General features: G+C 66.9%; 23 protein-coding genes. 4 read left to right on the top strand and 19 right to left on the bottom strand.

Annotated features, from left to right (window positions below):
- The first annotated feature begins 160 nt into the window (after nucleotides 1–160).
- Nucleotides 161–541, top strand: a complete 381-nt coding sequence (locus ACQP1T_RS04430) for a hypothetical protein (RefSeq protein WP_433758684.1) — start codon at nucleotides 161–163, stop codon at nucleotides 539–541.
- A gap of 18 nt (nucleotides 542–559) precedes the next feature.
- Here ACQP1T_RS04430 and ACQP1T_RS04425 read toward each other — a convergent pair whose 3' ends face one another.
- From ACQP1T_RS04425 to hemB, 5 genes are all read right to left on the bottom strand, one after another.
- A complete protein-coding gene (locus ACQP1T_RS04425) occupies nucleotides 560–805 on the bottom strand; it encodes a hypothetical protein (protein WP_062983729.1) in 246 nt (81 codons plus the stop codon).
- Nucleotides 806–1,143: 338 nt separating this feature from the next.
- The gene (locus ACQP1T_RS04420; protein ID WP_433758683.1) at nucleotides 1,144–1,410 is read right to left on the bottom strand and encodes a hypothetical protein; all 267 of its coding nucleotides are present in this window, start codon (nucleotides 1,408–1,410) and stop codon (nucleotides 1,144–1,146) included.
- Entirely contained in the window at nucleotides 1,407–1,943 is a 537-nt protein-coding gene (locus ACQP1T_RS04415; protein ID WP_433758682.1) for a hypothetical protein, read from the bottom strand. Before ACQP1T_RS04415 ends, ACQP1T_RS04420 begins: the two co-directional genes overlap by 4 nt.
- 332 nt (nucleotides 1,944–2,275) lie before the next feature.
- Entirely contained in the window at nucleotides 2,276–2,833 is a 558-nt protein-coding gene (locus tag ACQP1T_RS04410; RefSeq protein WP_433758681.1) for a hypothetical protein, read from the bottom strand.
- Between the two features lie 629 nt (nucleotides 2,834–3,462).
- Entirely contained in the window at nucleotides 3,463–4,440 is a 978-nt protein-coding gene (gene hemB, locus ACQP1T_RS04405; RefSeq protein ID WP_433758680.1) for a porphobilinogen synthase, read from the bottom strand.
- Between the two features lie 794 nt (nucleotides 4,441–5,234).
- On the opposite strand from hemB, the gene ACQP1T_RS04400 reads away from it, so the two are divergent.
- Nucleotides 5,235–5,564, top strand: a complete 330-nt coding sequence (locus ACQP1T_RS04400; RefSeq protein WP_433758678.1) for a hypothetical protein — start codon at nucleotides 5,235–5,237, stop codon at nucleotides 5,562–5,564.
- 86 nt (nucleotides 5,565–5,650) lie between these two features.
- Here the strand turns inward: ACQP1T_RS04400 and ACQP1T_RS04395 are convergent, their stop codons facing one another.
- The 5 genes from ACQP1T_RS04395 to ACQP1T_RS04375 all read right to left on the bottom strand — a co-directional run bounded on the left by ACQP1T_RS04395 (nucleotide 5,651) and on the right by ACQP1T_RS04375 (nucleotide 11,123).
- On the bottom strand, nucleotides 5,651–7,213 hold the full coding sequence (locus ACQP1T_RS04395) for a uroporphyrinogen-III synthase (RefSeq protein WP_433758677.1): 1,563 nt from the start codon (nucleotides 7,211–7,213) through the stop codon (nucleotides 5,651–5,653).
- Between the two features lie 73 nt (nucleotides 7,214–7,286).
- The gene (hemC, locus tag ACQP1T_RS04390; RefSeq protein WP_433758676.1) at nucleotides 7,287–8,321 is read right to left on the bottom strand and encodes a hydroxymethylbilane synthase; all 1,035 of its coding nucleotides are present in this window, start codon (nucleotides 8,319–8,321) and stop codon (nucleotides 7,287–7,289) included.
- Nucleotides 8,318–9,790, bottom strand: a complete 1,473-nt coding sequence (locus ACQP1T_RS04385) for a glutamyl-tRNA reductase (RefSeq protein WP_433758675.1) — start codon at nucleotides 9,788–9,790, stop codon at nucleotides 8,318–8,320. The genes hemC and ACQP1T_RS04385 overlap by 4 nt, the downstream gene beginning before the upstream one ends.
- Nucleotides 9,787–10,611, bottom strand: coding sequence for a redox-sensing transcriptional repressor Rex (locus tag ACQP1T_RS04380; protein ID WP_433758674.1), 825 nt, complete (start codon nucleotides 10,609–10,611; stop codon nucleotides 9,787–9,789). The genes ACQP1T_RS04385 and ACQP1T_RS04380 overlap by 4 nt, the downstream gene beginning before the upstream one ends.
- Nucleotides 10,612–10,862: 251 nt before the next feature.
- Nucleotides 10,863–11,123: a glutaredoxin family protein gene (locus ACQP1T_RS04375; RefSeq protein WP_062983711.1), complete on the bottom strand. Its 261-nt coding sequence runs from the start codon at nucleotides 11,121–11,123 to the stop codon at nucleotides 10,863–10,865.
- A 128-nt stretch (nucleotides 11,124–11,251) separates the two neighbouring features.
- On the opposite strand from ACQP1T_RS04375, the gene ACQP1T_RS04370 reads away from it, so the two are divergent.
- Nucleotides 11,252–12,262 carry an HAD family hydrolase gene (locus ACQP1T_RS04370; protein WP_157110297.1) on the top strand — a complete coding sequence of 337 codons (1,011 nt, stop codon included), beginning with the start codon at nucleotides 11,252–11,254 and terminating at the stop codon, nucleotides 12,260–12,262.
- Here ACQP1T_RS04370 and ACQP1T_RS04365 read toward each other — a convergent pair.
- The 9 genes from ACQP1T_RS04365 to ACQP1T_RS04325 all read right to left on the bottom strand — a co-directional run bounded on the left by ACQP1T_RS04365 (nucleotide 12,259) and on the right by ACQP1T_RS04325 (nucleotide 20,928).
- Complete coding sequence (locus tag ACQP1T_RS04365; protein ID WP_433758673.1) at nucleotides 12,259–13,290, bottom strand: lysophospholipid acyltransferase family protein; 1,032 nt, start codon at nucleotides 13,288–13,290, stop codon at nucleotides 12,259–12,261. The two genes, ACQP1T_RS04370 and ACQP1T_RS04365, sit on opposite strands and share 4 nt — an antisense overlap.
- On the bottom strand, nucleotides 13,287–14,318 hold the full coding sequence (locus ACQP1T_RS04360) for an NAD-dependent epimerase/dehydratase family protein (RefSeq protein ID WP_433761969.1): 1,032 nt from the start codon (nucleotides 14,316–14,318) through the stop codon (nucleotides 13,287–13,289). The genes ACQP1T_RS04365 and ACQP1T_RS04360 overlap by 4 nt, the downstream gene beginning before the upstream one ends.
- A gap of 249 nt (nucleotides 14,319–14,567) precedes the next feature.
- Nucleotides 14,568–14,669, bottom strand: a complete 102-nt coding sequence (locus ACQP1T_RS04355; protein ID WP_003402602.1) for a 30S ribosomal protein bS22 — start codon at nucleotides 14,667–14,669, stop codon at nucleotides 14,568–14,570.
- Between the two features lie 168 nt (nucleotides 14,670–14,837).
- A complete protein-coding gene (locus ACQP1T_RS04350) occupies nucleotides 14,838–15,128 on the bottom strand; it encodes a helix-turn-helix domain-containing protein (RefSeq protein WP_433758672.1) in 291 nt (96 codons plus the stop codon).
- Nucleotides 15,129–15,335: 207 nt separating this feature from the next.
- Entirely contained in the window at nucleotides 15,336–16,172 is an 837-nt protein-coding gene (gene proC / locus ACQP1T_RS04345; RefSeq protein WP_433758671.1) for a pyrroline-5-carboxylate reductase, read from the bottom strand.
- A 42-nt stretch (nucleotides 16,173–16,214) separates the two neighbouring features.
- The gene (locus tag ACQP1T_RS04340; protein ID WP_433758670.1) at nucleotides 16,215–17,099 is read right to left on the bottom strand and encodes a thioesterase family protein; all 885 of its coding nucleotides are present in this window, start codon (nucleotides 17,097–17,099) and stop codon (nucleotides 16,215–16,217) included.
- Nucleotides 17,100–17,208: 109 nt separating this feature from the next.
- A complete protein-coding gene (locus ACQP1T_RS04335) occupies nucleotides 17,209–18,201 on the bottom strand; it encodes a sugar phosphate isomerase/epimerase family protein (RefSeq protein ID WP_433758669.1) in 993 nt (330 codons plus the stop codon).
- A 13-nt stretch (nucleotides 18,202–18,214) separates the two neighbouring features.
- Nucleotides 18,215–19,900 (bottom strand): hypothetical protein, encoded by a 1,686-nt coding sequence (locus tag ACQP1T_RS04330; RefSeq protein WP_433758668.1) that lies wholly within the window; start codon nucleotides 19,898–19,900, stop codon nucleotides 18,215–18,217.
- Nucleotides 19,897–20,928: a hypothetical protein gene (locus tag ACQP1T_RS04325; RefSeq protein ID WP_433758667.1), complete on the bottom strand. Its 1,032-nt coding sequence runs from the start codon at nucleotides 20,926–20,928 to the stop codon at nucleotides 19,897–19,899. The genes ACQP1T_RS04330 and ACQP1T_RS04325 overlap by 4 nt, the downstream gene beginning before the upstream one ends.
- Before the next feature lie 65 nt (nucleotides 20,929–20,993).
- Here ACQP1T_RS04325 and ACQP1T_RS04320 point away from each other — a divergent pair, with 65 nt between their 5' ends.
- A complete protein-coding gene (locus ACQP1T_RS04320) occupies nucleotides 20,994–21,875 on the top strand; it encodes a hypothetical protein (protein ID WP_433758666.1) in 882 nt (293 codons plus the stop codon).
- Nucleotides 21,876–21,970: the final 95 nt, after the last annotated feature.

Genomic DNA, 21,970 nt, shown 5'->3' with positions numbered 1-21,970 from the left:
AGTCGACGACAGGGTGTAGTCGAGTGACGCAGACCGCACGCACCGCGGTCTCTTCGACGCAACACGCCGATCATGGTTGTGGCCGATATCGGTCGCTGACCGATTACCGATGCGTAATCTCGGTGCGTCGTCGCACCATCTAGCCCATCGGGAGGGTCCAATGCGGTTCGCCGTCATCAGCGCCACGCTCTTCGCCGCGCTCGCCGCCGCCGTCACCTTCGGCACCGGGACCGCGGCCGCCGCGGATCCGGTCGGCCAGCCCGACCGGATCGGGCTGCATCTGGATCACGCGGAGACCGCGGCGCTCGGCGGCGGACCACTGCCCGCATTGGTCACCATGGTGGTGCCGCTCAACCGGATCGGCGCGGGACTGAAGAGCGACACCGAGATCTACCGCGATGAGAACGGTGGAGTGCACGCCTCATTGCGCCAGGTCATCATGGAGGCCGCCAGTCATCCGGACGGCACCGTCACCGTGTACGTCAACGCGCCGGGCACCAGGGACGGCCGGACGTTGGACGTTTATCAGAGTTGGAACTAGGCGCCTGAGTGGGTGAACTCAGGTGTACATGCACGGCGCCGAGGCCGAGATGGTGTGCAGCTGGCACATGAAGTTGTTGTACACACCCGCCGAACCCGAATCGGGCACGAAGATCGGCGCGGGCTGGGACACCTCGGTCTGAGTGTCGGTCTGGGCGGCGGGCTCCAGCGGCAGTCCCGGCGCGGCCCATGCGGGCGCCGCACCGATCGCGGCCGCCACGACGACCGCAGCGCACACTTTCCCGGCAAAACGAATCACAAGCATTTCTCCCAGTCGACACATTTCGGATACCGGCCGAAAGCATAACGGCCACAACAGTATTCACTGAATGCCGACCGATGCACCTCGCGGCTGCGGCACTTGCACGCTAGTGCAGTCGCGGCCGATGCGCCAGGGCACGGCTCGGATCGGCCGCGCGAGCCGCTAGGTGGTGGCGCCCAGGCAGAAGAGGGCGAGCCCGGTGGTGAGCAGACAGGCCAACGAGACCGGCAGCAGATTCAGCGGCGAGAACGATGGGATTGTCGGCAGCATGCCTGCGATGTTCCCGCGAAATTCGCGACCAAACAGCCGAGGCGATGCGAAACGCCGGTGATTGCCCTGGTTCAGCGCGAACGCGCGGCACGCACCGTGCGCGCGACGGCATCGATCGCGAGCACACCCGCGACCATGACCAGGAAAGCGGCCAGCACCAACCACGGAGCGCTGTAGCGGGTGGCATGGAAGCCGGGCACGTCGCCCGACGGTGCGAAGGTGGTGGTGATCAGTCCGTTGCGCCAGCTCACCACCGCGAGAACCGCACAGCCGAGCGCGAGCGTCAACTCGACCAACGCCGGAAGCATCCGGTCACCCAGCGCGATCAAGCGCGTCAACGTTCCGCTCCTTTCTCGCTGTCTTCGGTTTCCTCGGTCCGCGTCTTCGGGTCGGCATCGGTCCCGCCGAGCGCTTCGATGAGTGCCGCCCGCAGTCCGCGGTGATCCTTCGCCCAGGCCTGCACCAGTTCACCACCGACCAGTCGCAGCCCGATGCCCTTGCGTCGGCGTGGCACTCCGCTCAATTCGCCGAGCGAACGCGCCGATTCCCAGTCCTCATCATCCCAGGAGTCCTCGTCCCGCTCCGGCAGCACCGCATCGATGGTCGCCAGCGGCAGGGTCTCGGTGCCCTCGCGCAGCGTGGCGGAGGTCAACTCGACGCTCACATGCCGCTGCCCCGCGATCACCTGCAACACAACGAAACCCGCGATCAGCGCGGCACAGAAACCGAGAGCGAACCAGTGCACCTCGTCGGCGGTCACCAATTCCAGAATCAGCACGATCAGACACAGCAACGGCCCATAGGCAACCGAACGCCAGCGCGCGCCCGGTTCGGCGAACAAGACGGTCGCGCCATCCTCGGAAGCCGTCACACCATGCTCCCGGTCGCGCCGAGCACGGCGACGGGAATCGACATCCGGCTCCTGATCAGCCGACCGCGCTGGGCAGCAGCAGCACGGCGACGGTGACCAATGCGAACAGGATCAGCAGGCTCAGCACGAGCAGATCTCGTCGAATGCTCTGCGGCTGTTGGATCACCACTCGCATCGATGCCTCCGATCTCCCGGAGCCAATTTGTCGACGTACTCACAAAACGTAAGACAACGCGTGACAAATGACTTCCGGTTCCCATGTCCTCTGTGACAACCCTCACGATACATGCTGCCGATTTCTTGACAAACTCGCGGATCGCTCCAGCCGCCGTTCACCTGCGATTCATCTGGAAGTACGCGGTCGAGTCCGGACGGTGACTCAGATACACCGCACCCGCCGCCAGCACGCCCTGCACGATCGCCGCGGCACCGGCCACCAGCGAGGCCGCCCCGGTCACCGCCTCGAGCGCGAACAGCGTGCCGACCGCGACCAACACCAGCCAGACACCCACGGCGGTCAAAAGCGTGCGCGCCCATAGCTTTCCGCGCACGAGCTGATGCACGAACAACAAAGCGAATGCGGCGAGCGCCAACCCGATCACCACAGCGACCACGAACGCCAACGAAACCATCAGCTCCGCACCGGCCATCGTGAAATTCGGATCACTGACATGCACCTGGTCGAACATCTTCTGCGCGAAGTCCTTGCGCTGCTGAAACGCCGCGACAACCGACCCGATCATCTGCAGAACGCCGAATCCGATTACACCCCACCACAATTGCCGCGCCGTCCGAATGTCCTCCGGCGGTTCCGGACGCGGCTGCGGCGGTCCGACAACCGGACCGCCCGGGTACGGCCCCGGCGAATACATCCCAGACGGATACGGCATCGGCCCATACACCCCGGGCGGAATCGGCCCCTGTGGATACGGACCCGGCAGATACCCGACTTGCGGATACAAACCCGGCGATTGCGCATGCGCGGCCGTTGGATCGAGCGATTGCGCACCCGCGGGGCTCGCACCCGGTGATCGGGAACTCGGACCTTGCGGACTCGAACCGGGCGCCCCGGCCACTTCCGTCCCCTGTGGCTGCACGGCGGAGCCGGTCTGTGGCTGTACGGCCGACTCAGTCCCCTGTGGCCCAGGTGGGTTCGCCCCCTGCGGGTCCGCGCCCGACGGATCCGCGCCTGCGGTACTCGAACCGAGCGGTTCTGCGGGGGCAGAACTCTGACCGGCAGGATTCGGATCAATCCCCCCGGACACCTCCAGCCCCTCTGGCGACTGAACGCCCTGCGGTCCAGGCGACGCTGACTGCGAAAATGGCGCAGGGGAATCCGGTCCCGGAGAATCCGACTCGTGCGGATTCGAACCGAGCGACTCGTGTTCCGGCGAATTCGGATGACTCGACTCGGAGCCGGATGGCTGCGATGTGGGCGATTCCGGGCTCGACGATTCCGACTCGAACGACTTCGTTCTGCCGGACTCCGAACCCGGAGCCTCGGGTCTGGACGGATTCGTCACGACAGCCAGTGCGCGGCCTCGGTCGCCCAATAGGTGAGCACCATATCCGCGCCGGCCCGGCGGATACCGATCAGCGATTCCAGGATGGCGGCGCGGCGGTCGATCCAGCCGCGCTGGGCCGCGGCGGTGATCATCGCGTATTCGCCCGAGATCTGATACGCGGCCACCGGCACCGTCGATTGGTCGGCGACATCACGCAGGATGTCCAGATACGACATCGCGGGCTTGACCATCACGATGTCCGCGCCCTCGGCCAGATCCAGTTGCAGCTCCCGGATCGCCTCCCGGCGGTTCGCCGGATCCTGCTGGTAGCTGCGCCGATCCCCTTCCAGCGAGGAGGCGACCGCCTCGCGGAACGGACCGTAGAACGCCGAGGCGTACTTCGCCGCGTAGGCCAGGATGCCGGTATCGGTGCGCCCGACCGCGTCCAGGCCGCGCCGGATCGCGCCGACCTGACCGTCCATCATGCCGCTGGTACCGAGCAGATCCGCACCGGCTTCGGCCTGCGCGAGCGCCATCTCCACATAGCGATGCAGGGTGGCGTCGTTATCGACGGCACCGTCCGCGGACAGCACGCCGCAGTGCCCGTGGTCGGTGAACTCGTCCAGACACGTATCGGCCATGACGACCGTCGAATCGCCGACCTCGTCCGCGAGCGCGCGCAGACCCCGGTTGAGGATGCCGTCGGGATCGCTGGCCTTGCTGCCGGTGGCGTCCTTGTCCTCGGACAGCGGCACACCGAAGAGCATGAGCCCGCCCACACCCGCGGCGACCGCCTCGACCGCCGCCTTGCGCAGCGAATCCATCGAATGCTGCAGCACGCCCGGCATGGAGCCGATCTCGCGCGGCTCCTCCAGTCCGTCGGCGACGAACATCGGCAGCACCAATTGCCGTGGCTCGAGAGTTGTTTCGGCCACGAGACGACGCAGGGCGGGGGTACGGCGCAACCGCCGCGGGCGGTCCAATCCGGTCATAAACCGCACGATACGCCCGGTCCGAATGCGAGTCGCAAGCGGCGGGTGCGCCAATGGATCAGCGCGCCGGGAAGCCCGGCCGCATCTGCATCTTTCCGCCACCGAACGGGCCGCCGCCGACCGATCCCCGACATATATCCGAGGCCGCCGCCGCATAGGGCCAGGATCGAGCGGGCGATTCTGTCGGCTCGGCGTCCGGCCCAGCACGGAGACATTCAGCGGACCCCAGGCGTGCTTCAGCCGATCCTGGGACACCACGTCATCCCCGTTGAGGATGCCTCGAGGAGTCGAGGAGCCCGCTGCGCGACACTGCGGGCCACCGGCCGTCGCCGGAGATTTACCGGCTGCTCGAAGAGTGCGGTGCGAGGGGCTGATGATGGTGGGAGTGGCCGGATTTTGCCAGGAGTACGCGATGACCGAATTCGCGAGGCCACTGCGCCGACACTCCGATTGGGAGGGGTCTGCGCAGAGTGGCGCGCGGCCGGGATTGGGCGTGATCGTGCAGTTGGCAACCCGGCCGCAGCCGTCGCGGCAAAAGCTCAGGCGCACAAGGACGCCCGCTACTGGCTCGAGCATGCCGCCACCCTGCGGCATCCGCGAGCGCTCGAACTTCTCCACGAACTCTGAACGCGCCCAGGCACAAATCACCCGACCAGGCCACCCATGTCGCAGGCGGGCAACACACACTCCGGCTCGAACGCGGTTTGCCCGGCTCACCGCGCGGTTGACCGTAGCGTGCGAAAGCCCTTGTGAGCGGCCGTTTTCTGTCGGTGGGCAGGAGTAAAATCGAAGACGTGTTCGAGGGAATCGCACCGGGTTCCCGATCGCGACGGGAGGACGCCACCGTGCCAAACACCGCACCGAAGTCGAAGGTTATCGATCGGCCCTATGTTCCGCTGCAGAAGCGGCCGCTGCCCGCGGGGCGGCCGCGCAAGTGGTACATCTCGCACAATCGGCGACTCAAGGCGATGCGGCTGACCATCGCCCTGCTGGATTCCGGTATCTATCTGCCGAGCCAGGCCAGCAACGAAAGGATCCGGCGCACAGCCGAACTCATCGATATCCGCCCGCCGTCTGATACCACCTGCCGTCTGGTGCGGACGCTGATGCGCTACAGCCGCTGATCAACGGAGCTCGACGGTTGCGGCGGCTCCGGTTGTGCGGCGAAGAGCGACGCCTTCGCCGCACAACCGGGTAGGCCAACGGATATCTAGCGGCTGCGGCGGCTCTTCTTGCGCGGCGGGGGCAGCAGGCCCTCGGCGCGCAGGCGGGCCGCATGCTCGGCCAGCGCCTCGACCAGCGGACCGACCTGGGCGACCTCGGGCTGCACATCCACGCGCAGGCCGAATTCGATGGCCGTCTCGGCGGTCTTCGGGCCGATGCACGCAACGATGGTGCGCGCGTGCGGCTTACCCGCGATGCCGACCAGATTGCGGACCGTGGAGGACGAGGTGAACAGCACGGCGTCGAAGCCACCGGTCTTGATCATCTCGCGGGTCTCGGCGGGTGGCGGCGAGGCGCGCACCGTGCGGTAGGCCGTCACGTCATCGATTTCCCAGCCGCGGTCGCGCAGACCTTCGGCCAGGGTTTCGGTGGCAATGTCCGCGCGCGGCAACAGGACTCGGTTCACCGGGTCGAAAACATCGTCGTAGGGCGGGAAGTCGGCGAGCAGGCCCTCGGAGGACTGTTCACCGCTCGGCACCAGCTCCGGGTTGATGCCGAACGAGCGCACCCTATCCGCGGTGGCCTCACCGACGCAGGCGATCTTCACACCCGAGAAGGCCCGTGCGTCCAAACCGAATTCGGCGAACTTCTCCCAGACCGCGCGCACCGCATTGGTGGAGGTGAACACCACCCACTGGTAGCGGCCGTCGACCAGCCCCTTGACCGCGCGCTCCATCTGCGCCGGACTGCGCGGCGGCTCGACCGCGATGGTCGGCACCTCCATCGGAATGGCGCCGTGGGTGACCAGCCGCTCGCTCATCTCGGCGGCCTGATCCTTGGTGCGCGGCACCAGCACGGTCCAGCCGTACAGCGCCCGCGACTCCCACCACGACATCTTCGACCGCTGCGCGACCACCTTGCCGATCGTCACCACCAGCGGACCGACCAATTCGGAGGCCGCGCTGTTGAGCGTGGCCAGGGTGGCCTCGATGGTGCGCTGCTGGCGGGTGGTGCCGCGCACCGTCACCGCGACGGGGGTCTGCGGAGCCATACCGTGTTCGACCAGTGCACTCGCGGTCTCGGCCAGATGACCCGAGGTCGCCGACAGCACCAGCGGGCCGGGCGCGGCGGCCAGTGCGGCCCAATCGACCTCACCGCGCACATCGGCCTCGGTGTGCCCGGAGCCGAGCGCGATACCGGCGAAACTCGGCACCGCGGAACCATTGGGCAGCCCCGGCAGCACCTCGAAGACCATATGCGAACGCGTCACCGCATTGACCTCGGCGATCACCGAATCGGTCGTCAGCGGATCACCCGCGACCACCCGGACCACGTCGTGCCCGGCACGGGCCTCGGCGATCAGCGTCTTGGCCACCTCGGCGGGGTCGCCGAGCGCGGGCCGCACGTCCACCGGACGCTCACCGTCCTCGCCCGGCTCGACCGCGATACCGATCAGGCCGAGCACGCCCTTGTCGACGTCGGGATCGGTGAATGCCAATGTCGCCCGCCCCAGCACCTCGCGCGCACGCACTGTCAGCAGTGCCGCGTCGCCGGGCCCCGACCCGACAAACAGGATCCGACCTGGATGCTTCTTGTGCGCTCGGCTCATGCCCATACCTCGCTAGCGCTCGGCACGGGCATGCCCGAGGGCGCTGTGCTGTTGATTCGCTCGCTGCGCTCGCTCATTGGTTATTCTCCATTGGGCTGGAATTGGAAAAGTCAGTGGGCGGATCAACCGCTGCTTCCGGCGTCCTGAGCAGTTCACGGGCGCCCAGATCGAGCAGTTCCCGGGCCAACTCGCGGCCGAGCTCCGCGGCGCGCTCCGGAGCGCCGACCACGGAGGCTCGTAATACATCGGAGCCGTCGACGGCCGCCGCGCAACCGCGCAACGAGAGTTCGTCGACAATTCTGCCGTCATCGTCGAGTGATTCGACGACCTCGGCGATCGCGCCGATCGGCACGGTGCAACCGGCCTCCAGTTCGGCCAGCAGCGACCGTTCGGCGATGACGGACGCGCGCGTCGCGGCATCGTCGAGTTCGGTCAGCACTTTGATCAGTTCGCTGTCATCGCTGCGGCATTCGACCGCCAACGCACCCTGTGCGGGCGCGGGCAACATCTGCACCGGCTCCAGCGCCTCGGTGACCGCGTCGAGCCGACCGATTCTGGCCAGTCCGGCCCTGGCCACCACGACCGCGTCCAACTCGCCCTCGCTGACCTTGCGCAGCCGGGTGTCGAGGTTGCCGCGCAGCGGCACGATGTCGAGACCGAGCCCGAGCGCGCGCAATTGGGCCGCACGGCGCGGCGCCGAGGTGCCGACCTTGGCGCCGGCGGGGAGTTCACCGAGCACCAGACCGTCGCGTGCCACCAGTGCGTCACGCGGATCCTCCCGCGGGGGGATGGCGGCGATGATGAAGCGCGGATCCTGCGCGGTCGGCAGGTCCTTGTACGAATGCACCGCGATATCGATATTCCCGGCGGCCAGTTCGTCGCGCAGTGCCGAGGTGAACACGCCGACACCGATCTGCTGCACCGGATCCGCGGAAAGATCGCCCGCGGTCTTGACGACCACCAGCTCCGCATCGTGTCCGGCCGCGATCAGGTTGTCGCGGATGGTGCCCGCCTGAGTGACGGCGAGCAAACTGCCTCTGGTGCCGATCCGCCACGGCACGCGAATGCTGCCTGCGGTCACGTTTTCCTCTTCCTGCACAACTGTCATGCGGTCTGCCCCTGTTCTTCGCCGCGGTGTCCGGCGGTGAAGTCGTCGGCCAGTGCGATCTCGCTGCCGCCGACGATCGCTTGCGGGTCGGCCGAAACATCGCCGAGAAAGCGGATCGCGGTGTGCTCGTCGCTGATCGAACTGAGCTCCATCGGAGCCGCGACCGCTTGCGCCGCACCGGGTTTGAGCTCGAACAATTCTCGAAGCGCCTCGGCGTAGGTATCGCCGCCCGGGGTGGAGGCCAGCTGTTTGACGCGCACCGTCGGCGCGTGGAGCAATTTGTCCACCACGCGCCGGACGGTGCGCGCCACCTCGTCACGTTCCGGATCGGCCAGCCCGGGCAGTCGGGAATCCAGGCGCAGCAATTCGGCCTCGACCACCTCGGCCGCGCGCTGGCGCAGTGCGGCGACGGTCGGGGTGACCTCCGCCATGCGCTGGCCCGCAAGGTATTTCGCGAGTTCGTCGGCGACGATCGAGCGAGCGGCGGCGGTGTCGTCGGCGGCCGCACCGGCCGCCGGATCGCGCTGCAGTGTCTCGATATCGATGACGGTGACACCGGGCAGTCCGGCGACGGCGTGTTCGACATCGCGCGGCAGGCCGAGATCGCAGAACACCAACGGCCGTTCCACCTGGCTGGCGCGCTCGCGTTCGGCGAGTGCGCGGTGGGTATCGGCCAGCGTCACCACCGCGCCTACCGCGCCGGTACAGGTGATGACGACATCCGCGGCCGCCATCGCTTCGGTCAGGCGCGACAGTTCCATCGAATGCGCCTCGACACCGTGACTGCTGCGGGCGGTCGCGGCTAGCCGCTTGGCTCGGGCCGACGTGCGATTCACCACGATGATGCGGCCGATGCCCGCCCGCGACAGATGCGCCACCGCGAGTCCGCCCATCGCCCCGGCCCCGAGCACCACGGCGGTCTGCCCGGCGAGCGGGCCGAGCACCTGCTGCGACCGATCAAGGGCCACCGAAACCACCGACGCACCGGCCCGGTCGATACCGGTCTCCGAATGCACCCGCTTGCCGACGCGCAGTGCGTGCTGCGCGAGTTCGTGCAGGGTCCGCCCGACCGCCTGCTGGGCATCGGCGGAGGCGTAGGCGCCGCGGATCTGGCTGAGCACCTGCTGCTCGCCGATCACCATCGAATCCAGGCCGCTGGCCACCGCGAACAGGTGTTCGGCGGCGGCCTCGCTGTAGCGGACGTAGGCGTGCTTGGTCAGGTCCGGCAGCGGCAGTCCCGAATGTTTGGTCAGCAGTTCGCCGACCTCGGCGAGACCACCGTGGAAGGCGTCCACCACGGCGTAGACCTCGACCCGATTGCAGGTGGAGACGATCATCGCCTCGGACACATGGCTGGAGGTGAGCATTCGATCGATCAGTTTCGGCCGGTCCGCGTCGGTGATCGCGACCTTCTCCAGAATCGAGACGGGCGCGCTGCGATGCGAAATCCCGACCAAAAGAACGCTCATGGTGTAACCACCGATCCCTTGCTGGATGGCTCCGTTGCCGAATGCGAGGTCGTCGAGTGCTTGAGTGCCGGATGTCCGGCAGCGGTGTGCGCGGGCGCGCGATGCGCGATGCGGCCGGAAGAAACGGCACGCGCGACCTCGGCCAGCGGCGGCGCATTGCGTGCGGTCTCGAACGACAGCATCTGCAACTCGACCGCCAGATCGACCCGGCGCACCTCCACCGTCTCCGGTGCGGTCAGTTCGCACGGGGCAAAGCTCAGAATCGACTGCATCCCGGAGGCGACCAGCAGATCGCAGACATCCTGTGCCGCATCGTCGGGCACGGTGAGCACCGCGATGGTCGGCTTCAACGCATCGATGGCCGGGGCCAGATCGGCCACATCGCGCACCACCAGACCGGCGACCGAGCGGCCGATCACCTCGGGATGGTTGTCGAACATGCCGACCACGGTGAAACCGCGCCGCCGGAACCCGCCGTAGCCCACCAGGGCCCGGCCCAGATTTCCGGCGCCGACCAGAACCACCCGATGTCCCTGCGACAGCCCGAGCACATCCTCGATCCTGGTGCGCAACTTGGCGACGTCATAGCCGACACCCCGAACACCGTTGGGGCCGAGGAAGGAAAGGTCCTTGCGCAACTTGGCCGAATTGACACCCGCCGCGACAGCCAGTTCCTCACTCGATACGATGGCAACACCGTCGTCGGCCAACATGGCCAAGACCCGGAGATAGGTGGCCAGCCGCGCCACGGTGGCCTGCGGGATGTCCTTCTGCAGAGCCCTGCCGGAGACGCCGTTCGGCGCCTCATGCTGCTCTGTCACGTCGTCGGCTCCTCGTTCCGGCCTCCGGCGAGGTCCGGTTCGTCGTTCGACCTCGGGCCCGGGGCGGTCCGGTGCCATGGTCGAAGTATTCGGAATGCTGGGTTCATTACGCGGTGGATCCGCAGCCGCGGCGAGCGGGTCGCGTGCCACCACCGTAACCGCTTGTGCAGCCCTTCACAAAGTCGGTGAATTTGGCCTCATTTTCCGCCGCGACCAGCAGCGCGGCGGAATCGGGCCGGATCAGCAATCGCTCAGCGAGTCAAGTCGGCCCGCAATCGGCGCTCGTCGACATCGAAATAGCTGTGCTCACGGCCGTCCAAAAGCACGACGGGAAGCCGGTCGCCGTACTCCGCGCGCAGGCCAGGGTCGGTTCCGGCGGCCTCGTCGACATCGACGGTGGCCGGTTCGATATCGAAATCGGCGCAGATCGCCCGGAGTTGCTCGAGCGCGATGACGCAGAGCCCGCAGCCCGATCTCGTCAACAGCGTCACCGAATGTGTGGGATTGGTCATGGCCGATATTAAATCCCCTCGCCACGCCCTGATCGGAGCGCGCGGTACTGCCTTACTGTCACCGCGGCCAGCTAATGTGGTTGTGGTTCGCGCGACGGGCGGAGGTACTGGTGCCGGAACGATCGAAGGTGGCAAGGGCAGGTTTCATCGCGGGACGGTTCGGTGAGTTTCCCGTGCGGTGGAATCAGGGTCGGCTCGGCCAGGGTCTGCAGGACCAGCTCGCGCGCATCTCTCGCAGCCCGTTCGGCCCGAGCGAGGAAGAGCTGCGGGCCAATCTGGCCGGTGAGGCCAGTGCCGAGGCGGCGCTGTCGCTGCACGATGCCGAACTCGCCGAAGCCGATATCGAGGCCGCCGGGCCCGAGGTGCCGCGTGACCTGACCGCGGCCGCATTCTTCGATGTCGACAACACCATGGTGCAGGGTGCCTCGATCGTGCATTTCGCCCGCGGCTTGGCGGCGCGCAAATACTTCAAGACCTCCGATCTGGTGGACGTCGCCTGGAAACAGGTGAAATTCCGGGTCACCGGCAAGGAGAACAGCACCGATATGGCCGCGGGCCGGGAGAAGGCGCTGGCATTCATCGCCGGCCGCCCGACCGCCGAACTGGCCGCCCTCGGCGAGGAGATCTACGACGAGATCATCGCCGACAAGATCTGGCCCGGCACAAGGGCTTTGGCGCAGATGCACCTGGACGCGGGTCAGCAGGTCTGGCTGGTGACCGCGACGCCGGTGGAGCTGGCGCAGGTGATCGCGAAGCGGCTCGGACTGACCGGCGCGCTGGGCACGGTCGCCGAGAGCGTCGACGGAAAGTTCACCGGCCGACTGGTCGGCGACATCCTGCACGGACTCGGCAAGGCGCACGCGGTGCGCACGCTGGCGATCCGAGAGGGCTTGAACCTCAAGCGTTGTACGGCCTACTCCGACAGTCACAACGATGTGCCGATGCTGTCACTGGTCGGCACCGCGGTGGCGATCAATCCGGATTCGGACCTACGCGAGGTGGCCAAGAATCGCGGCTGGGAGATCCGTGATTTCCGCACCGGACGCAAGGCGGCCAAGATCGGCGTGCCGACCGCGCTGGCTCTCGGCGCCGCCGGTGGCGCGGTCGCCGCGGCGGTCACCCGGCGCCGCGAGCACTAGCCCGTAAACGGGTTACGGCGCTTGGTGAGCAGCTTGTAGAGGGTCTGCTGAATGGTCTCGCGGACCTGGTCGGTGACCTCGAACATGGTCATCGGATCGTCCGCGTCCTCGGCCTCGTAGCCGGTGGTCGCGATGGGCTCGCCGAATTCGATGTACCACTTCGACGGCAGCGGCAGCGCACCGAGCGGACCCAGATGCGGGAACAGCGGCGTCACCGGGAAGTACGGCAGATTGAGCAGCCGGGCCAGCGGCTTGATATCGGCCAGCTTCGGGTAGATCTCCTCCGAGCCGACGATCGAGCACGGGATGATCGGCGTTCCGGTGCGCACCGCCGCCGCGACGAATCCACCGCGACCGAAGCGCTGCAGCTTGTAGCGGTCGGTGAACTGCTTGCCGACGCCCTTGAAGCCCTCGGGGAACACACCGGTCAATTCGCCTGCGCGCAAAAGCCTTTCGGCATCCGGATGGCAGGCCAGAGTGTGTCCGGCCTTGCGGGCGAGCACACCGAGCACCGGCGTCTCGAAGACGAGGTCGGCGGCTAGCAGGCGTAGTGCGCGTTCCTTCGGATGCCGGTCGTGGATCGCCAGTTGCAGCATCAGCCCGTCGAGCGGGATGGTGCCAGCGTGGTTGGCGACGATCAGGGCGCCGCCCGCCTCCGGAATGTTCTCGATTCCGTTGACCTGCACCCGGAACCAGTAATCCGAGAGCGGCCGCAGCGCGGGCAGTATCAACGACTCGAGCAGATGCTCATCGAAGCCGAATTCGTCGATCTGGTAGTCACCGGTGAGCCGACGGCGCGCGAAATCCGCGGTGTTGCGGATCTGCTTGCCGATGGCGCCGCGCAGCATCTCCGACACCGAACGCGGAGCCGGGGGTTCGGCGGCGGCGAGACGTTCGGTCAGCGACGTCACCACCTTGCTCGGTGTGACCTCGCCGGTCAGCGGCTCGGGCCAGCGCCGCGGCGTGGTCCGCTGGCGGGTTTCGATATTCAGATCGTGGAGTTGGATGACTTTCGCTACGTCATTCATGTATGTGCTCCCGTACCGGCCCCGAGCAGGCCGAGCAGTTTATGTTCTGCGGCATCGATCCACGCTGGATCGATGACGGGCCGCGACGCTGCGCCCCCGATGAAGTCGTCGAATGCCTGCACCGTTGTCCAGCGCGGGACGAACCCGAGTTCGGTGCGCATGCGGGTGGTGTCGAGACCACAACCGAAATGGAAATAGTCGATCTGCTCACTGGTGAAATCACGCATGATCGGGCCCATCAGCGCGCGTCCCGCGGTGCGGAAGACCAACCACGGGATCGGCAGCTCGATCCGGCCCGCACGCCGGATCGCCTGCGATAACACCAGTGCGCCGTCCCCGGCGATGTTGTAGGTGCCGCCGGGCGCCTGCCGTGCCGCGTGCGCCATCGCGGCGATGGCGTCCTCCTCGTGCAGCAACTGCAACCTGGCATCGCGGCCCAACACCGTCGGCGCGACCGGTGAACGCAGATATTGCACACCGCGCCCGGCCAATCGCGGGCCGACAATGGGCGCCAAACGCAAAATGGAAGCGGCGATATCGGGACGCCGCCGCGCGAGTCCGCGGACGAATCCTTCGATTTCGATCATGTCGCGGGCAAACCAACCACTCGGTGGGGTTCGCGCGCTCATTTCTTCGGTGAATTTGGCGGGGTCCTTCGCGCTGCATCCATAGACCGCGGAGGTCGAGCGCACCACCACGCGCCGAACAGAGGGCGATTTCTGACAGACCGCGAGCAACTGCATCGCGCCCAGAACGTTGAGATCCTTCATCACCGCGCGGCCGCCACCGGCCGGTGGATGCGTGAGCATCGCGGCGTGCACAACGGTGTCGACCGCATTGCCGCCGATCACCTTGCGAATCAACGGATTTCGAATATCGGCGCGAACGAATTCGGCACGGCCCATGCGCCGTTGCAGCTCGCGACTCGGGGTCATGGTGTCGACGGCCAGGATGCGTTCGATGTTCTGATCCTGGGCCAAACGGGCGACCACGTTGCCGCCGAAGAATCGGCTGGCACCGGTCACCATCACCACTTGGGGTGTATGTCCATCCCTTATCTCAGAACCCACCGCACCGGATCCCAACTGTGACAGCCCCCAATTCTGTTTACTGCGGTACCAGAGTAGCCGGTCGACTCCGATGCGCAGAGGGTATTAACCAGCTTCTAACCATGACTTCAGTCACCTGATACATGAGCAACTTTTCAAAATTCTCTGTTTCAAAAAGAAAAGCCCGCCACCATTGGGTGACGGGCCTCTCAGCTAACGCGCAGCGACTCACTTGCCGAGTTTGCGCCGCTGAACACGCGTGCGGCGAAGCAGCTTGCGGTGCTTCTTCTTCGACATGCGCTTGCGGCGCTTCTTGATCACAGAACCCATAGGGTTGTCCTCGCGTTCTCTCTACTCGGCGCGCACGCCAATCACGTACGCCTATTTCAGCGTCCGCGCCGCCAGCTGGCACCGGACACCACAAAGCGGTGCCGCCGACAGGCGCACACGAACCGAGGGTTCATCCTACCGGGACACCCTCGAGCTGATGAAACCGCCTCATCCGGCGTCGAAGTAGGACGTCTCCAGATAGTCGTGCACCGCCTTGGCATGCACCCGGAACGAGCGACCCACGCGTACGGCGGGCAACTCACCCGAGTGCACCAGCCGATAGACCGTCATCTTGGATACCCGCATAAGATTCGCAACCTCGGCGACGGTGAGGAACTGAGTACCTCCGCCGAGCACCGATTGCGTTGGGGCCGCCGAACCACCTTGGCTCCGCGAACCCGCCCGACCACCCGATGGTCCGGAACTTCCTGGCGACGTCCCTGAGCTATTCGCAGACATCTTGTTAGACATCATCGCACCACTGACCTCCGGCACGTCCGCGCCGCCGGCTTCCCCACCGGCGGAACAGACACGCACGTGCTCCTTGAAGCTTAGCGGGACCAGTGGGATTACTGCGACGGGTGTGAGAAATCCGGTTTACACGCAGGGAACCGACCGGTCACCCCGTAGTCGCGCGGTGTTTGATCGACGCCCGCCCGAAATGCCTCAGGAAGCGCTGCCGCCCGCACCGTCGTTCGCCCCCTGTTCGGCGGATCGGTGCTTCGCCGCGTGCAAAGCCTCGAGGAAGGCCGAGCGCACCCCGCCGCGCTCCAGTTCACGCACCGCGGCGGCGGTTGTGCCCGCCGGTGAGGTCACGGCGGCGCGCAGCTCGGCGGCGGTCTGTCCGGAGCTCTCGAGCAGGGCGGCCGAGCCGAGCATGGTCTGCACCACCAGTTCGGTGGCGACGTCGCGGGTCAGGCCGAGCCCGACACCGGCATCGATCATCGCCTCGACCACCAGGAAGAAGTACGCGGGTCCGGAACCCGAGACCGCGGTCACCGCATCCATCTGCGCCTCGGTCACGGTCGCCACCCTGCCGACCGCGGCGAGCAGCTCGGTCACCTGGGCCAGCTGTTCCGGCCGTGCGTAGCGGCCCGGCGCGAGCACGCTCATGCCCTGGCCGACCAGCATCGGGGTATTCGGCATCACCCGCACCACCGGGAAACCGGCTGGCAGCTTGTTCTCCAGCCGCGCCGTCGGCACACCCGCCGCCAGCGAAACCAGGATCTGATCGCGATCGGCGTCGAGTTCGGCCTTGCCCAGCTGGGTCAGAACCGTATCCACATCACCCGGCTTGACGGCGATGACCAGGACATCCGCGCCGACGATCGCGTCCGCGATCGAATCGGTGACCCGCACGCCGAAGCGATCGGCGATGAGTTCGGCCCGATCGGCATGTGTCTCGACGACGACCAGATCCTTGACCGCCCGTCCGGATTCGAGCAATCCGGCGATCAACGCCTCCCCGATGCGACCGCCACCGATCACCGCAACTCTCGTCATGGCTCAAGGCTAGCCCGCGGAAATTCGGGCTCGGCGGCGGCGCTATCGCTGCTGCGGCACCAGCGCGAGCTGACGGCTCTGTGCCACGACGGCGCCGGTGGAGTCGAGGACCAGCTGATCCTCGTCGAACATGCGCTCGCCGACCTCGTGGCTGGTCGCGATGATCCGCAGCCAGCCGGGGGCCGGGCGGCGGCGCAGGTAGGTGGTCATCTGAACCGTGGGGGCCCAACCGAACTGGCCGAGGTTCGCCGGGACCGGCGGGCTCATATCGGCGGACATGATCGCGAAGTACATGGCGATATCCGGATCCCGCCGGTCGCCGTCGAACGGACGCATCCAAAGCCGCAGGCGCGGTTCACCTTTCGCGCCGTCGAGGAATCGGGCCCACTCCCGGTCGATGAACAGGTCGGCGCCGCGCGCCACATGCACGACCTTGCCCATCGAGGAATCCCGGTAGCCGACGGCGTCGGCGGGCGGCTCGATCGGCATATCGGCGTGCTGCTGCGCGTAGATCGGGTCGGCATCGTCGAGATGACCGAAGGTGAACGCGGTGCGCACCAGCGTGCGCCCGCTCTGGATCAGGTTCACATCGACCAGGCAGATCTGGCGACCGACCTTGCGGATATGCACCTCGTACTCGACCTCGCCCGGCTCGGGTGCGCCGAGGAAATCGGAGCTCGCCGCGATGGGCGCCATGGCGACCAGGGCCGGATCGGAGGCGCGCAGCCAGCGGGTGGCCGCGGCGGCACTGGCCGCGACCATGGTGCCGCCGTGCACCTTCGGCCCGATGGTCCAGATTTTGTCGATAATGCCCAGATAGCGGCCGCTATCCGGGTTGGCCGACAGTAGTTCGGTCAGGGTGCACACCCGGCTGAAGGGTGCGTGCGTCGCGATGGCCTGCTCGAGTTCGGCGGTCAGCTCCGGCATCGTCACTCCTGTCGTCGGACGGCCGCGTCGGCGAGACGCGGCCTTCGTACAGCGTAGAACGAAGCGATTCGCGGTCGGAATTCCCCTCTGCCGACGGATCGGTGCGGCGTCACAGCTGGCTGGCGTGTGTCGGGGCCGGAGCGGGTGCGTTGAGATGTGTCCTGGCGAACTCCAGCGTGCGAGTCAACATGCCCGCGCGGCCCTGGGTGGTGCGCGCGTTCTGGGTATTGATCTCGGCGACCGCGTGACCGGCGAAACCCGACCGCAGCATGGCCGCGCACAGTTCGACACACGGCTGGGTGCCCTCGCCCGGCACCAGGTGCTCGTCGTGCGCCGCACCGCGGCCGTCGGCGAGATGCAGGTGCGCGAGGCCTGTGCCCATCCGCGCGGCCAGCGCCAGCGGATCGGCGCCCGCGGTCGCGGTATGTGAGATGTCGAGGGTGTAGTGCCGGAATCCGGTATCGGTCGGATCGTAGGACGGACTGAAGGCCGTCACGCCGGGACCGGGTCCGCCGCGGCGCTCCAGCCGCTTCGCCGAGCCGGTTTTGCGGCCGAAGAGGGTGTCCGCGCGCATGGGGAACATATTCTCCACCGCCACGATGACGTGGCTGTGCTCCTCCAACTCGGCCACCTGATCGGCGAAGCCCTGCGCATATCTGCGCTGCCAGCGGAACGGCGGATGCACAACCACGGTGCCCGCGCCGAGCGCCTCGGCGGTGCGCACACTGCGCTCCAGTTTGGCCACCGGATCCGAACCCCACACCCGCTGCGAGATCAGCAGACACGGTGCGTGGATCGCCAGCACCGGCACCCCGTATTTGCGGGAGTAGGCCTGGATCGCGGCGATGCTCTGGCTGGCCGGTTCGGCCCAGACCATCAATTCGATACCGTCGTAACCGATTTCGGCCGCGTAACGGAATGCCGACTCGGTGTTCTGCGGATATACCGAGGCCGTGGAGAGACCGACGAGGATCTGCTGACCGCCGGATCCACCGGCGGCCTCGACCGGCGAATGCGGTTCGGTGCGCACGTCGGGATCGGGAGCGCGCCCCATGGCCGCGCTCGCCGTTCTGGTGTCGTCCGCCTGCCCGATGTTCCCCACAGCCGCTCCCTGCTCAGTTCGTACTGAGTAGAAAGGCTAGCGGTCCCAGGGTGACAAAGATGCCGACGACGACGGCTATCACCGTGCTGAGGATGTCATCGGTGCGCCGCAGTATTCGCACCAGCGCCACCAGGCCAAGGATCACGATCATCGCCAGGCACAATGCCACCCAGGGCAGCATTTCCCACATGCGCTCGAAACCCTTGAACAGCAACATTCCGGCGACCGCGGCGCCGGTGCTCTGACCGCCGAGAATCATCCACTGTCGGCGATTGGCGTCATATTCGGACTTGCGTGCGATCCGCGAGCGAGCGCGTCTCGGAGACAAGCGCGAGGCGAACGAATGGTCTGAATCGACATCGTCGCCGTCGAAATCCTCGTCGTCGTCCAGGACGTCACCGGTCGGGAACGGTTCGTACACATCGGTCAGACCGTCGTACACGTCATCCGGCTCGGGCTTCGACCGGCCACGTCGACCACGCCCGTTGCGTTCGGCCGCGCGACCGTTCGCCCGCTGGGCCTCGGCACGTTCGACTTCGTCGCGCAACAGGTCGCCCGCCACGGTCTGACCGGAGACGAGCTGCTGGTCCTGACTGGCCAACGACCACCCGGCTGTCGGGACACCCTCGGATTCGGGCGCACCGTTCTTGGGCGGGACATTTCTTCGCGCCGACCAGGCGGGCAGAGCGCCATCGGCCGGACCGTCGCGTCGTGCGGATCTTCGATGATCCGGCGGCTCGGGATGGGCGCCGCGCGAGGGACCGTCCGGCAGCGGGGACATCGGCATCGGCGCGGATTCCGGGGCGAAGCCGTTGGTGGACGGCGACCATGGCGCGGTCGCGGGTCCGACGTTGTTGGCCTCGGCTTCGGCAGCCTCCGCCGCGCGTCTGCGGGCGGCCCGACCGCCGGATCTCGATCCGTTCGGCGGGCTTTCGGGCGGGGCGCCGATACCGTGGCCGAGGTCGCGCAGCGGTCGTACTTCGGTGGTCTCCTCCGCCGGTTCGACATGACGATGTCGGCGACCGGTACGTCCGGAGCCGATCGCCCCTTCGGCGAGCGGGTCCCGCGCGTACGGGTCGGGTGCCGGCGTGTACGGATCGGGCGCCGGAGCGTACAGATCCGATATCGGCGCGGACAGCGGATCCGCGGGGGCGGCATGCCGCGACGACGAATCCGGACCGGGCATGTCCCGCCCCGGCATGATCCGGCTCGAATATCCCGGCGCGGGCAACGGATCGGCCGGTGCTTCCGGCGCGGCGTACGCCGAGAGCGGGTCGTATCTGGTGATCGGGCCCGACATCGGCGAGTAGTTGGGTAATTCGGGTGCGGCGTACGGTGTCGGATCCGGCGCGGCATACGAAGCGGGTTCCGGCGCAGGCGTTTCGAAGCCGGACGGGTACCCGCCCGACTGTAAACCGGAAGGTTGGTACCCCGACGCGTCGTATCCGTTGGCTTCGTACCCGTTGGCTTCGTACGCGGGTGGTTCGTACGCCGGTTCGTCATCCTCGGGTGCGGCGTGCGCGGAATGGCCACCACCGCCGCCGACCGGAATGGCGGGCAGATCACCGGTCAGCTCGGCCACCGAGATGCCGCGACCACTGCGCCGCCGCCGTCCGCCGCCACCGGCGGATGCCCCGCCCTGCTGGCCGTTGCGTGCCAGCAGCTCGGCAACCGATAGCTGCTTGGAATCCTCACTCATGACGACACCGTTTCGATCGGGCCCGATAGACCGCCGCCGGGCACCGGCTTACCGCTCGCTTCCACGACGACACCCGGCAATGCCGTAGCCCTCGGTCCGCCGTTCATATCGGTATCCAGTTTGCGCAAGATGAGCCCCTCGCGCAGTGCCCACGGACAAATCTCGAGGGTATCCAGCGATAGTGCCCGCATACTCGCCTCCGCGACCAATGCGCCAGCCACCAATTGCTGTGACCGATCGGAACTTACGCCTTCCAATTCTGCACGGTCCGCCGCCGTCATTCTCGAGATGAAGGCAATCAGTTGGCGCAGACCTGAGCTGGTGAGTGTACGGCGCACCCGCAGCCCCGCCGAAGAGGGTGCCGCTCCGGTCAATCGGGCAAGCGACCGAAACGTCTTCGATGTACCGACCGCGAGATCCGGTTTCCCGACCTCGAGCAGCTGTTTCGTCGGCACGACCAACTCCGCGTCGAGCCAATCGCGCAACACCGCGACGCGGCGCTTGCCCGGCGGATCCTCGCGCAGCCATTCTCTGGTCAACCGTCCGGCGCCGAGTTGCAGCGAGACCGCGAGATCGGGCTCCTCGTCGCCGCCGTTGGTCATTTCCAGGGATCCGCCGCCGATGTCGAGATTCAGGATCCGGCCCGCACTCCAGCCGTACCACCGGCGCACAGCGAGGAAGGTGAGCCGGGCCTCGTCGACACCGGAGAGCACCTGCAGTTCGACACCGGTTTCGGCGCGCACCCTGGCGAGTACTTCATCGGAGTTCGCGGCCTCACGCAGCGCGGAAGTCGCGAACGGCATCAGCTCCACGCAGCGGGACGTCTCGGCGATACTGGCGAATTCGGCGACCGTCGCGATCAGCCGTTCGGCCCCTTGGACGGTGATGCAACCGTCGGAATCCATATTCTCCGATAGCCGGAGAGTGGCCTTTGTCGAGCTCATCGGCATCGGGTGACCACCGCGATGGGCGTCCACCACAAGCAGGTGGACGGTATTGCTTCCGACATCGAGTACCCCAAGCCGCACATGAATACGGTACTGGGTGAACCGGCCCTTTAGCCCAGGCGACTGAACTGTTAGCGTCCTGAAGTGTGACGGTAGGCGCAGCGAACACCGGCTCCACGAGGTCCCGACCAGCGGGGAAGATCGATCCGGCGCCGGAGGTCGATCTCGACTTCCCTCGTGAATGGATCGAGTTCGTGGACCCGGCAAACGACGAGCATGTGATCGTCGCGGATTTGACCTGGCTGCTGTCGCGCTGGACGTGTGTCTTCGGAACTCCGGCCTGCCAGGGAATTCTGAGCGACCGCCCGGATGACGGCTGCTGCTCGCACGGCGCGTTCCTCTCCGACAAAGACGATCGCAAGCGCCTGACCAATGCTGTGAAAATGCTCACACCGAGCGACTGGCAGCTGATGGACGAGGCGACCGACGCCGACGGCAAGATCACCAAGAAGGGCTATCTGGAGCTCGACGAACTGGAGGACGAGCCCGCGCTGCGCACCCGCCGCTTCGACGGCGCCTGCATTTTCCTGAACCGCCCCGGCTTCGAGGGCGGCGTGGGCTGCGCGCTGCACACCATGGCGCTGCGCAAGGGCATCGAGCCGCTCGAGGTGAAGCCAGATGTGTGCTGGCAGTTGCCGATTCGGCGCACCCAGGACTGGGTGGAGCGCCCCGACGGCGTGCAGATCCTGAAGACGACCATTACCGAATACGACCGGCGCGGTTGGGGTCCCGGCGGCGAGGACCTGGACTGGTACTGCTCCGGCTCCCCCGACGCCCACGTCGGCGCCCGTCCGGTGTGGCAGTCCTACGGTCCCGAACTGAAGGAATTGCTCGGCGCACCCGCGTACGAAGAGCTGGCCAGACACTGCAAGCGTCGCGAGGGACTCGGCCTCATCGCGATCCACCCGGCGACCGTGCATGCAAATCGAATGAGCTCTGACGACCACGTCGCAGACCAGTCGGCGTGACCTATCCAACGTCGACCAGGCGAGCGTGAGGTTTGCATAGCGGGTGGTTCACCTCCCCGCCATGCGGGCTTTACTCAAATCGGGTTGGATGTGCG

Origin of the sequence: Nocardia sp. CA-135398 (assembly GCF_050955845.1) — a bacterium.
Lineage (GTDB): Bacteria > Actinomycetota > Actinomycetes > Mycobacteriales > Mycobacteriaceae > Nocardia.
Note: the sequence above shows the minus strand (reverse complement) of the source record. Positions and strands in the feature narration are given on the sequence as shown.

Excerpts from the sequence above, each read along its gene's own strand:
- ACQP1T_RS04430 (WP_433758684.1), top strand. The coding sequence starts at position 161 with ATGCGGTTCGCCGTCATCAGCGCCACGCTCTTCGCCGCGCTCGCCGCC.
- ACQP1T_RS04425 (WP_062983729.1), bottom strand. The coding sequence starts at position 805 with ATGCTTGTGATTCGTTTTGCCGGGAAAGTGTGCGCTGCGGTCGTCGTG.
- ACQP1T_RS04410 (WP_433758681.1), bottom strand. The coding sequence starts at position 2,833 with ATGCCGTATCCGTCTGGGATGTATTCGCCGGGGCCGTACCCGGGCGGT.
- hemB (WP_433758680.1), bottom strand. The coding sequence starts at position 4,440 with ATGACCGGATTGGACCGCCCGCGGCGGTTGCGCCGTACCCCCGCCCTG.
- ACQP1T_RS04395 (WP_433758677.1), bottom strand. The coding sequence starts at position 7,213 with ATGAGCCGAGCGCACAAGAAGCATCCAGGTCGGATCCTGTTTGTCGGG.
- hemC (WP_433758676.1), bottom strand. The coding sequence starts at position 8,321 with ATGACAGTTGTGCAGGAAGAGGAAAACGTGACCGCAGGCAGCATTCGC.
- ACQP1T_RS04385 (WP_433758675.1), bottom strand. The coding sequence starts at position 9,790 with ATGAGCGTTCTTTTGGTCGGGATTTCGCATCGCAGCGCGCCCGTCTCG.
- ACQP1T_RS04375 (WP_062983711.1), bottom strand. The coding sequence starts at position 11,123 with ATGACCAATCCCACACATTCGGTGACGCTGTTGACGAGATCGGGCTGC.
- ACQP1T_RS04365 (WP_433758673.1), bottom strand. The coding sequence starts at position 13,290 with ATGAATGACGTAGCGAAAGTCATCCAACTCCACGATCTGAATATCGAA.
- ACQP1T_RS04360 (WP_433761969.1), bottom strand. The coding sequence starts at position 14,318 with ATGGTGACCGGTGCCAGCCGATTCTTCGGCGGCAACGTGGTCGCCCGT.
- ACQP1T_RS04355 (WP_003402602.1), bottom strand. The coding sequence starts at position 14,669 with ATGGGTTCTGTGATCAAGAAGCGCCGCAAGCGCATGTCGAAGAAGAAG.
- ACQP1T_RS04350 (WP_433758672.1), bottom strand. The coding sequence starts at position 15,128 with ATGTCTGCGAATAGCTCAGGGACGTCGCCAGGAAGTTCCGGACCATCG.
- proC (WP_433758671.1), bottom strand. The coding sequence starts at position 16,172 with ATGACGAGAGTTGCGGTGATCGGTGGCGGTCGCATCGGGGAGGCGTTG.
- ACQP1T_RS04340 (WP_433758670.1), bottom strand. The coding sequence starts at position 17,099 with ATGCCGGAGCTGACCGCCGAACTCGAGCAGGCCATCGCGACGCACGCA.
- ACQP1T_RS04330 (WP_433758668.1), bottom strand. The coding sequence starts at position 19,900 with ATGAGTGAGGATTCCAAGCAGCTATCGGTTGCCGAGCTGCTGGCACGC.